We start from the raw sequence: 10,216 nt of genomic DNA on the forward strand, positions 1-10,216 counted from the left end.
ACGACCAGGTCGGCGTCGACGGGTTGACCAGCACCCGCGCGTCCAGGGTGGTCTGGCCCGGCAGGGTCAGCGGTGTCATCCGCACCTCGTTGTGCGACGACGACGCGGGCTGGGCGTACGGGACACGGGTGGTGTGCCGGATGCGCAGGCGCCGGGTGGCGTGCGACGCGGGGGGTGGGGTCATCGTGCTCACGCGCCTTCCTGGGCCCACTCGACGGGCCCCTGGTACGGGAAGAACTTCTCGGCCACCGCCTCCGCCGAGGCCATGCAGGCCCGTTGCAGGTCCCGCAGCAGCGTCGGCAGCCCGGCCTCCAGGGACGCCGAGTCCAGGTACTCCAGGTGGGTGCGCAGCGCGCCGATCGGCCGGCGGGCCGGGTCCTGGCGCGGGCGGCCGAGCGCGGCGAGGCACTCCTCGGCCGTGGTCAGCGCGTGCAGCGCCGAGCGCGGGAAGTCCCGGTCCAGGAGCAGGAACTCGGCGACCTTCGGGCTGTCGCCGAAACCGCCGTGCACGCGCGCGTACGCCTCGTCGGCGCCGCTCGCGCTCAGCAGGGTCGGCCAGTCGGGCGCGTGCGCGGCGTCCAGGACCCGTACCGACAGCAGCCGCACGGTCATGTCGACCCGTTCCAGGCTGCGGCCGAGGACCACGAACCGCCAGCTGTCGTCGCGGCTCATCGTGGAGTCGGCGAGCCCGAAGAACAGGGCCGCGCGCCTGCGGACCAGCTCCAGGTAGGCGTACGGGCCGCCGGTGCGGCGGGCGGCCGTGCGCTGGTCGGCGAGCGCGTGCCAGGTGGAGTTGAGGCACTCCCACATCTCGGAGGAGACCGCCTCACGGGCACTGCGGGCGTTCAGCCGGGCGGCGCCGAGCGCCCCCTCGATGCTGCCGGTGGAGTCCGCGTCGAAGGCCAGCCGGTCCAGCACCTGCCGCATGTCGCAGTGCTGGTCCGGCGCGTCGACGCCGAGGATCGCGTACAGCGAGCGGCAGGCGGCGTCCTCGTCGCGCCAGGGGTCCTCCAGGAGGCGGTGGAGGTAGGCGTCGAGGATGCGGCCGGTGGCGTCGGCGCGCTCCACGTAGCGGCCCGTCCAGGTCAGGGCCTCGGCTATCCGGGAGAGGATCACGTCGTTCACTGCTGCTGCGCCCCTTCCTGCACGACCGTGCGGGTGCCGTCGGGTCCGAGCTGGCGCGGTGCCTTCTCCAACGGGCCGCTCTCCTCCTCGTGCCGCTGCTCGGCGGGGCCCTCGGCGAGCACCCAGGTGTCCTTGGAGCCGCCGCCCTGGCTGGAGTTGACGATGAGGTTGCCCTCCTGGAGGGCGACCCGGGTCAGCCCGCCGGGCAGCACCCAGACCTCGCTGCCGTCGTTCACGGCGAAGGGGCGCAGGTCGATGTGGCGGGGTGCCATGCGTTCCCCGGCGAGGGTGGGGGACGTGGACAGGGCGACCGGCCGCTGCGCGATCCAGCCGCGCGGATCGGCGAGGACGGCCGCGCGGGTGCGTTCCAGTGTCTCCCGGTCGGCCTTCGGTCCGATGACGATGCCCTGCCCGCCGGCCCCGTCGACCGGTTTGACGACGAGCTGGTCGATCTGGTCGAGCACGGCCTCCAACTGCCCCGGCTCGTCCGGGCGGAACGACTCCACGTTGGGCAGGACCGGTTCCTCGCCGAGGTAGTACCGGATCAGGTCGGGCACATACGTGTAGAGCAGCTTGTCGTCGGCGATGCCGTTGCCGACGGCGTTGGCGAGCGTGACGTTGCCCGCCATCGCGGCGCCCATGACGCCGGGGCAGCCGATCACCGAGTCGGGCCGGAAGTGGAGCGGGTCGAGGAAGTCGTCGTCGAGCCGCCGGTATACGACATGGACGGGCATCTCCCCGCGCGTGGTCCGCATCCACACCCGGTTCCCCCGGCACACCAGGTCGTGACCCTCGACCAGTTGCACGCCCATCAGCCGGGCCAGCAGCGCGTGTTCGAAGTAGGCGGCGTTGTTCGGGCCGGGCGTGAGCACCACCACCCGAGGGTCCCCGATGCCGCCGGGCGCGGCGGCCCGCAGCGCGGCGAGCAGCTTCTGCGCGTAGCCGTCGACGGGCAGGACGTGCTGTTCGGCGAAGAGGGACGGGAAGACGCGGGTCATCGCCCGCCGGTTCTCGATGACGTACGACACCCCGGACGGCACCCGGACGTTGTCCTCCAGCACCCGGAAGGCGCCCGCCTCGTCGCGGACGAGGTCGATGCCGGCGACATGGATGCGGACCCCGCCGGGCGGCTCCACACCGTGCGCGGACCGGTGGAAGTGGGGGGAGTTGAGGAGCAGCCGCCAGGGCACGACCCCGTCCTCGAAGGCCCGGCACGGCCCGTAGGCGTCGGCGAGGTACGCCTCCAACGCCCGGACGCGCTGGGCGACTCCGCGCTGGATGAGATCCCACTCCAGGGCGTCCAGGATCCTCGGCACGAGATCGAGCGGCCAGGGTCTCTCCTCGCCCGCGAAGGCGTAGGTGACGCCCCGGTCCGTGAACGCCCGGGCCATCTGGTCCGCCCTGAACCTCAGTTCGGCCGGTTCGATGGGCTGGAGCGCGGCCAGCACCGGCTCATAGGCGGCCCTGACCTCACCCGGCCGCTCGAACATCTCGTCCCACGCGTCGGCCAACGCGTACGCGTCAAATATGTCCGCCATGGCCCGACGGTAAGTGCGCTCCGTAACAAGCTGATCACGGTCTTGTTTCCGCCATCTTGCGGGAACGATCGCGACCAGGGGAAACGGAGGGTTTGAAGTACGTCCGGGTGGGGGAGTCGCTCCGCGCGCACCACCCGCGACCGACCGCCGCGCCCGGCCGCGCGGCACGGGCACGGGCGGCCTCGGACGGACCGCACCCCCGGACCCGTCCCGACCCGGTCTTCACGGACCCTCCATGCGACCTCCAGGCATCGTTTCTTCAGCTTGTTGCAGGGCGCAATACCTGAGGGGTGGACAGGATGGGGCAAAGGCGCGTTCTTTGGGACAGGGGGACGGTGTCGTCGTGTTGCGGAGGCGGTGCGGGCCGCGCATAGTTGCGCTGCGAACAGGCTGGAACCGGGGGTGAGTTGGTCATGGCCGGGCATGCGACGGACGGGCATCCCCACGGTGCGGACCGGCTCTGCGAGGCCGGGGACCGGGTGTACGCGCGAGCCGTACGGCGGGGCCGTCTCCCGCGCGAGGACGCGGAACCCGTGCCCTGTCTGGTCGAACTGGCCCTGCTGCACCCCGACCCCGACGACATGGGCTGGCTGGTGCCCACCTCCCCGCAGGAGGTCATGACCCGGCTGCTGCGCGGCGTCCACGCCGAGGTCAGCGCCAGCCAGGCCCGGGTGGGCACGGCCGTCGAGGCCGTCGAGTGGTACGCGGGCCTCAGCGCCGTACGGCCGGGCCAGCCGGCGGAGGGCACGGCGATCCGCGTCCTCGACGGGCTGTCCCGCATCCGCGCGGCGATCGACGAGGCCACCGACCGCTGCACCACCGAGGTGATGACCGTGCAGCCCGGCGGCATCCGGCGCGAGGACGAGCTGCGCGAGGGGCTGCACCGGGCGCTCGCCATGTGCCGGCGGGGCGTACGGATGCGGGACCTGTACACACATGTGGCCCGGCACGGGCAGGGCCTGCACAACTACATGGAGATGATGGGCGAGGCGGCGGAGGCCCGCACCCTCGACGAGGTCGTGGAACGTCTCATCGTCTTCGACGGCACCGTGGCCTTCATCCCCGCCAACGCCGACCGCACCATGGCCCTGGAGATCCGCCACCCCGCGCTGGTGGAGTACCTGGTCACCGTCTTCGAACGGCTCTGGCGCCTCGGCATCCCGCTGGCCGCCCCGCTGCCGTCCTCCGGCATCGCGGGCATCACCCACCGGGAGCGGTCCATCGCCGCGCTCCTCGCGGAGGGCCACCAGGACGCGGTCGTCGCCGAACGCCTCGGCATAAGCGTGCGCACCTGCCGCGCCCACATCGCCCGCCTCTCCGAGACCCTGGGCGCCGCCAGCCGCACCCAACTCGGCGTCCGCATCGCCCAGGTGGGACTGGACGGCCCGCAACGGCCGCCCACGGAGGCCGGGGACGACCTGCTGTCCCTGCCCGCCCCGTCCGCCGCGCCTAGGGCAGCGGCTGTTCCTGCTCCAGAATCCCCGACTGCGCGATGAGATACCCGAGCTGCGCCCGGCTGCCGCTGCCGAGCGCCGTGGCCAGCTTGGCGATGTGCGCCCGGCAGGTCCGCACGTTCATCCCCAGCCGCCGCGCGATGGCCTCGTCGACGTGGCCCTCGATGAGGAGCTTGGCGATGGAGTGCTGGATCTCGCTGATCCCGTCGGGAGCGGTCTCGTAGGGGGCGCCGGCGGTGAGGGGGACGGCCCGGCCCCACATGAACTCGAAGACCTTGACGAGGTAGCGCACGAGTCCCGGATGCCTGAGCTCCAGGGCGACCTGCTGGTCGTCGCGGGTGGGGATGAAGGCGACCGTGTCGTCGCAGATGATGAGCCGCTCCACCAGTTCGTCGATGGTGCGGTACTCCACCTTGCCGTTGGACAACTGGGCCACGTAGGCCAGCTTCTCGGGGTTGTGGCGGGCCGTGTGCTGGTACAGCGTGCGGATGCGCACACCACGTTCGATCAACGGCCTGTCCCGCTCCAGGCCCTGGAGCAGGTTGCGCTCGGAGATGCGGTTGCTCGGCTGGACCGTGAGCACCTCGGTCCGGCACTCGGCTGTCGCCAGATTCAGGGCCGCCTGGATGCGTTCGCCGCCCTCCAGCACGGTGATGGCGTGCGTGGGCGTGGTCGCCTGGGCGGTGAGGGTCATGAACGGTTCGAAGACGTCGGCGAGTTCGATCGACCGCCTCCGCTGCTCGGCGATCTCCCGTTCGATGGGGTTGAGCCGCTGGGCCAGGGCGACCGAAGGAGGAACCGGGCGGAGCCAGTTCGCGTCATCGGGATCGGGGTGCAGGAGGGCGAACTCCATGAGGCAGGGGGCGGGTTCCACGTCCTCACGGGCGAGGCGTCCGGTCCGCAGCGCGTGCGCATAGAGACGAGCTCCGTCTTCGCACAGATCAGCCACCGTATGGGGATGTACCGCCTTGGCCCGATTTTTACTCAAATCTCCACCCCCCAGGGTCCTGAACATGCAGGAACATGATGCATCGATTATGTGGCCATGACGTGCCCGAATGAGCCATCGTCGTATGCGACGGGGGAAGAGGGGACCTTCAAGTGAGGACGAAGCCGACTATGCGTAAGAGAATGCTTCGCTCGGTGCTTGTCGCCGCCTTCTCCACCGTTATCGCCTTCGGAGCGCTGGGTGGCCTCTCCGAGACGAAGCGTGACACTCGTGCGGACACCAGTTGGCCGGCGGTGGCGGAGTCGACGACGCTGGCGCGAGCCTTGGACACCAGTTGGCCGGTGCCCCCGGCCGGTGGCGGTGCGAGGGCCTGACATGACGACTCCACCCGACGACCGATCCTTCCGCCGAGAAATGGCTACCGCCTACCGATCCGGTTGGCACTTCATCGACCTGGCCACCGCCATCCCCCACAGCGGTGACTCGTTGATGGTGACCGTGTTCGGTGAGCCGGTGGTGGTGACCCGGGACGACGACGAGGACATCCGGGCGTACCGATGTCTGCGGCGACCGCGCGGCGCGCCGCAGCCCGTACGGTGCGCCGTCCGATACGGGATGATCTTCGTCAATCTCGACCAGCGCGACCACCAGCTCGCCGAACCGGAGCCTCAGACCTCCACAGCTGTATCAGCCACCCCCCGCAGTGCCTGAAGCGATTCCCCCGTCGTTTCAAATCGCTCAGGCGCTTCCCCCCAGCAGCGGCGTCACCGTGACCTGAACACGGTGACGCCGCTGCAGGTTTACGGGGATATTTCGTGATCCCCACCGCTATCGCCCGGCGGTCGCCGTGGCTGAAAATGATCAGCTCCGCCCGAGCGCCGCCGTCAGTTCGATCTCGATGACCACCCGGTCCGGGTTCGGCCCCGGCATCCTCCCGTACCGCTCCGCGTACCGCCGCACCGCGTCCGCGATCCGCTCCGGCTCCGTGGACACCCGTGCGCGCCCCTCCAGCGTGGCCCAGCGCCCGCCGTCCACCTGGCACACCGCGACCGCGGCCCCGTCCGCGCCCGCCGCCAGGACGTGCCGCACCTTCCTGCTCGACTTGTTGGTGATCACCCGAGCCAGACCCGCCTCCGGGTCGTATGTCACTCCGACGGGCACCACGTGCGGGGTGCCGTCCGGGCGGAGGGTCGTCAGGGTGCACAGGTGCCGCTCCCGCCAGAAGGCGAGGTATGTCTCGTCGGGGGCACCCGGGTCCACGGAGTAGGAGGCCATGGCCCGCAACCTATCGGTTTGCCTCCCACCCCCTGCCTTGAGTGGAATAGACTCAACTTTGTGTACGTTGCTCAAGTCAGCGTGGATGAGGGCTGACACAAGGAGGAGAACGCGAACGTGGACGCAGAGCTGACCAACAGGAGCCGGGACGCGATCAACGCGGCCAGCAACCGGGCCGTGTCCGAGGGGCACCCCGACTTCACCCCCGCCCACCTGCTGCTGGCTCTGCTCCAGGGCCAGGACAACGAGAACATCACCGACCTGCTCGCCGCCGTCGACGCCGACCAGGCGGCCGTGCGCGCCGGCGCCGAGAAGGCCCTCGCGGGCCTGCCCAGCGTGACCGGGTCCACCGTGTCGCCGCCCCAGCCCAACCGCGAGCTGCTCGCCGTGGTCGCCGACGCCCAGTCCCGCGCCAGGGACCTGGGCGACGAGTACGTCTCCACCGAGCACCTCCTGATCGGGATCGCCGCGAAGGGCGGCCAGGCCGGGGACGTACTCTCCCGGCAGGGTGCGAACGCCGAGAAGCTCATGGAGGCGTTCCAGAAGGCCAGGGGAGGACGCCGGGTGACCACAGCCGATCCGGAGGGGCAGTACAAGGCCCTGGAGAAGTTCGGTACGGACTTCACCGCCGCCGCGCGGGAGGGCAAGCTCGACCCCGTCATCGGCCGGGACCAGGAGATCCGCCGGGTCGTCCAGGTCCTGTCCCGCCGCACCAAGAACAACCCGGTCCTCATCGGTGAGCCCGGCGTCGGCAAGACCGCCGTCGTCGAGGGCCTCGCCCAGCGGATCGTCAAGGGCGACGTGCCCGAGTCCCTGAAGGACAAGCGGCTCGTCGCGCTCGACCTCGGCGCGATGGTCGCCGGGGCGAAGTACCGCGGTGAGTTCGAGGAGCGCCTGAAGACCGTCCTCGCCGAGATCAAGGACTCCGACGGGCAGATCATCACCTTCATCGACGAGCTGCACACCGTCGTCGGCGCGGGCGCAGGCGGCGACTCCGCGATGGACGCCGGCAACATGCTGAAGCCCATGCTGGCCCGCGGCGAGCTGCGCATGGTCGGCGCCACCACCCTCGACGAGTACCGCGAGCGCATCGAGAAGGACCCGGCCCTGGAGCGCCGCTTCCAGCAGGTCCTCGTCTCCGAGCCCACCGTCGAGGACACCATCGCGATCCTGCGCGGACTCAAGGGCCGCTACGAGGCCCACCACAAGGTCCAGATCGCCGACGCCGCCCTGGTCGCCGCCGCCACCCTCTCCGACCGGTACATCACCTCCCGCTTCCTGCCCGACAAGGCCATCGACCTCGTCGACGAGTCCGCCTCCCGCCTGCGCATGGAGATCGACTCCTCGCCCGTCGAGATCGACGAGCTCCAGCGCGCCGTCGACCGGCTGAAGATGGAGGAGCTGGCCCTCGACAAGGAGACCGACGCCGCCTCCCGCGAGCGCCTCGAACGGCTGCGCCGCGACCTCGCCGACAAGGAGGAGGAGCTGCGCGGCCTGAACGCCCGCTGGGAGAAGGAGAAGCAGTCCCTCAACCGCGTCGGCGAGCTGAAGGAGAAGCTCGACGACCTGCGCGGCCAGGCGGAGCGGGCCCAGCGCGACGGCGACTTCGACACCGCCTCCAAGCTCCTCTACGGCGAGATCCCCACCCTGGAGAAGGCCCTGGAGGCCGCCTCCGAGGCGGAGGAAGAGGTCGCGAAGGGCACCATGGTCAAGGACGAGGTCGGCGCCGACGACATCGCCGACGTCGTCGCCTCCTGGACCGGCATCCCCGCCGGGCGCCTGCTGGAGGGCGAGACCCAGAAGCTGCTCCGTATGGAGGACGAGCTGGGCCGTCGCCTCATCGGCCAGACCGAGGCCGTCCGCGCCGTGTCCGACGCGGTACGGCGCTCCCGCGCGGGCATCGCCGACCCGGACCGCCCGACCGGCTCGTTCCTCTTCCTCGGCCCCACCGGCGTCGGCAAGACCGAGCTGGCGAAGGCCCTCGCCGACTTCCTCTTCGACGACGAGCGGGCCATGGTCCGCATCGACATGTCGGAGTACAGCGAGAAGCACAGCGTGGCCCGCCTGGTCGGCGCCCCGCCCGGCTACATCGGCTACGAGGAGGGCGGCCAGCTCACCGAGGCCGTCCGCCGCCGCCCGTACAGCGTGGTGCTGCTGGACGAGGTGGAGAAGGCCCACCCGGAGGTCTTCGACATCCTGCTCCAGGTGCTGGACGACGGCCGCCTCACCGACGGACAGGGCCGGACGGTCGACTTCCGCAACACCATCCTCATCCTCACCTCCAACCTGGGCAGCCAGTTCCTGGTCGACCCGGTCACCACCGAGACGGAGAAGAAGGAGCAGGTCCTGGAGGTGGTCCGGGCCTCCTTCAAGCCGGAGTTCCTCAACCGTCTCGACGACCTCGTGGTCTTCTCCGCCCTGGACAAGGCCGAGCTGGAGCGGATCGCGGGCCTCCAGATCGACCGCCTCGCCAAGCGGCTCGCCGAGCGCCGCCTCACCCTGGAGGTCACCCCGGCGGCCCTCGCGTGGCTCGCCGACGAGGGCAACGACCCCGCGTACGGCGCGCGCCCGCTGCGCCGTCTCGTGCAGACCGCGATCGGCGACCGCCTCGCCAAGGAGATCCTGGCCGGCGAGGTCAAGGACGGCGACACGGTCCGCGTCGACGCCTTCGGCGATGGGCTGATCGTGGGTCCGGCGACCGGAAAGACCCTGTAGTTCCCGACTGCCCGATGAGGCAGGTTGCCGGGTGGGGGGCAAGGGAGAGAGGGTGGGTCGTGACGTCTGGTCTCAGCGACGGCCGGACGAGCCAGACGACAGTTGGAGTGTCCAAGTATGTCCATCGACCCGTCCTCGATTCCGAACTTCGGGGGCCAGCCCGAGCCGCAGCCCGGCCCCCCGCCGGGCCCCGTGGTGCCGGATCAGGACCTCGTGAAGCAGCTCCTCGACCAGATGGAGCTCAAGTACGTCGTCGACGACGAGGGTGACCTCGCGGCGCCGTGGGAGGAGTTCCGCACCTACTTCATGTTCCGGGGCGAGGGCGACCAGCAGGTCTTCTCGGTGCGCACGTTCTACGACCGTCCGCACCAGATCACCGAGAAGCAGGCCCTGCTGGAGACCATCGACGACTGGAACCGCCGCACCCTGTGGCCCAAGGTCTACAGCCACACCCACGACGACGGCACGGTCCGTCTCATCGGTGAGGCCCAGCTCCTGATCGGCACCGGCGTCAGCCTGGAGCACTTCGTCTCCTCGACCGTCAGCTGGGTCCGCGCCGCCATCGAGTTCGACAAGTGGCTCGTCGAGCAGCTCGGCCTCGCCGAGGACATCGACGAGTCCGACAAGCCCGAGAGCGACGACGAGTAGTCCTTCCCTCAGGGCCATTGCACCAGAGCGCACCCGGTTGATCACCGTCAGGTACGCCCGTAGACATAGGAGAGCCCGGCCAGGGCGGTGACCACCCCGGTGGCCTGCCAGGGCCGGGCTCCAGCCGTAGGGCGAGGGCGAGCGCCAGGGGGAGCCGCGGCGCGAACGCCGGCAGCGGGAAGCGCTGCTTCGGCGCGAAGAAGCGTCGTCGCCGAGCGCGATCACCAGCAGGACGGCGGTGTACACCAGCAGCGGCAGCGGCGACCGGTCCAGGAGCGGCAGCGCCGAGGCCACCGCGAGCCCGTTCGGCCGGGACAGCCCCGCCGGCCCCGAGGGCGCCCGCCCCCACCCAGCGCCCGGTGAGCACCGCGTACAGCGCCCAGGCCGCGCACGCGGTGAGCAGCGGCTCCGTGTACGCCATCGACCGCACCACCGAGTGGGCAGCGGCCCCCACAGCAGGACCAGCACGGTCCCGGCGGCGGGACCGTGCAGCCGGGCCCCGACCGCGTACA

Annotated in this window: 9 protein-coding genes; 4 read left to right on the top strand and 5 right to left on the bottom strand. The window is 70.9% G+C overall.

Translation table 11 applies throughout. The annotated features are described in order from the left end of the window. The 3 genes from AOK15_RS10950 to AOK15_RS10960 form a co-directional block, all read right to left on the bottom strand. Nucleotides 1-184, bottom strand: a 184-nt coding sequence (locus AOK15_RS10950) for a transglutaminase N-terminal domain-containing protein (protein ID WP_276206206.1), incomplete at its 3' end; no start/stop codon positions are given. 5 nt (nt 185-189) lie between these two features. Continuing rightward, entirely contained in the window at nt 190-1,125 is a 936-nt protein-coding gene (locus AOK15_RS10955; protein ID WP_055515353.1) for an alpha-E domain-containing protein, read from the bottom strand. Then, nucleotides 1,122-2,663, bottom strand: a complete 1,542-nt coding sequence (locus tag AOK15_RS10960) for a circularly permuted type 2 ATP-grasp protein (RefSeq protein ID WP_055515355.1) — start codon at nt 2,661-2,663, stop codon at nt 1,122-1,124. The genes AOK15_RS10955 and AOK15_RS10960 overlap by 4 nt, the downstream gene beginning before the upstream one ends. Before the next feature lie 413 nt (nt 2,664-3,076). On the opposite strand from AOK15_RS10960, the gene AOK15_RS10965 reads away from it, so the two are divergent. Continuing rightward, nucleotides 3,077-4,159 (top strand): helix-turn-helix transcriptional regulator, encoded by a 1,083-nt coding sequence (locus AOK15_RS10965; RefSeq protein ID WP_055515357.1) that lies wholly within the window; start codon nt 3,077-3,079, stop codon nt 4,157-4,159. Here AOK15_RS10965 and AOK15_RS10970 read toward each other — a convergent pair. After that, nucleotides 4,113-5,132: a helix-turn-helix domain-containing protein gene (locus AOK15_RS10970; protein ID WP_079058411.1), complete on the bottom strand. Its 1,020-nt coding sequence runs from the start codon at nt 5,130-5,132 to the stop codon at nt 4,113-4,115. The two genes, AOK15_RS10965 and AOK15_RS10970, sit on opposite strands and share 47 nt — an antisense overlap. Before the next feature lie 309 nt (nt 5,133-5,441). On the opposite strand from AOK15_RS10970, the gene AOK15_RS10980 reads away from it, so the two are divergent. After that, a complete protein-coding gene (locus AOK15_RS10980; RefSeq protein ID WP_055515363.1) occupies nt 5,442-5,777 on the top strand; it encodes a Rieske (2Fe-2S) protein in 336 nt (111 codons plus the stop codon). Nucleotides 5,778-5,927: 150 nt separating this feature from the next. Here the strand turns inward: AOK15_RS10980 and AOK15_RS10985 are convergent, their stop codons facing one another. Continuing rightward, nucleotides 5,928-6,341: a pyridoxamine 5'-phosphate oxidase family protein gene (locus AOK15_RS10985; protein ID WP_055515366.1), complete on the bottom strand. Its 414-nt coding sequence runs from the start codon at nt 6,339-6,341 to the stop codon at nt 5,928-5,930. A gap of 117 nt (nt 6,342-6,458) precedes the next feature. Here AOK15_RS10985 and clpB point away from each other — a divergent pair, with 117 nt between their 5' ends. Together clpB and AOK15_RS10995 are read left to right on the top strand one after the other, a co-directional pair. Further along, the gene (gene clpB / locus AOK15_RS10990; RefSeq protein ID WP_055515368.1) at nt 6,459-9,056 is read left to right on the top strand and encodes an ATP-dependent chaperone ClpB; all 2,598 of its coding nucleotides are present in this window, start codon (nt 6,459-6,461) and stop codon (nt 9,054-9,056) included. Nucleotides 9,057-9,173: 117 nt separating this feature from the next. Next, complete coding sequence (locus AOK15_RS10995; RefSeq protein WP_055515370.1) at nt 9,174-9,704, top strand: YbjN domain-containing protein; 531 nt, start codon at nt 9,174-9,176, stop codon at nt 9,702-9,704. The last annotated feature ends 512 nt before the right edge of the window (nt 9,705-10,216 follow it).

It is taken from the genome of Streptomyces ossamyceticus (assembly GCF_001418475.1).
Classification (GTDB): domain Bacteria; phylum Actinomycetota; class Actinomycetes; order Streptomycetales; family Streptomycetaceae; genus Streptomyces; species Streptomyces ossamyceticus.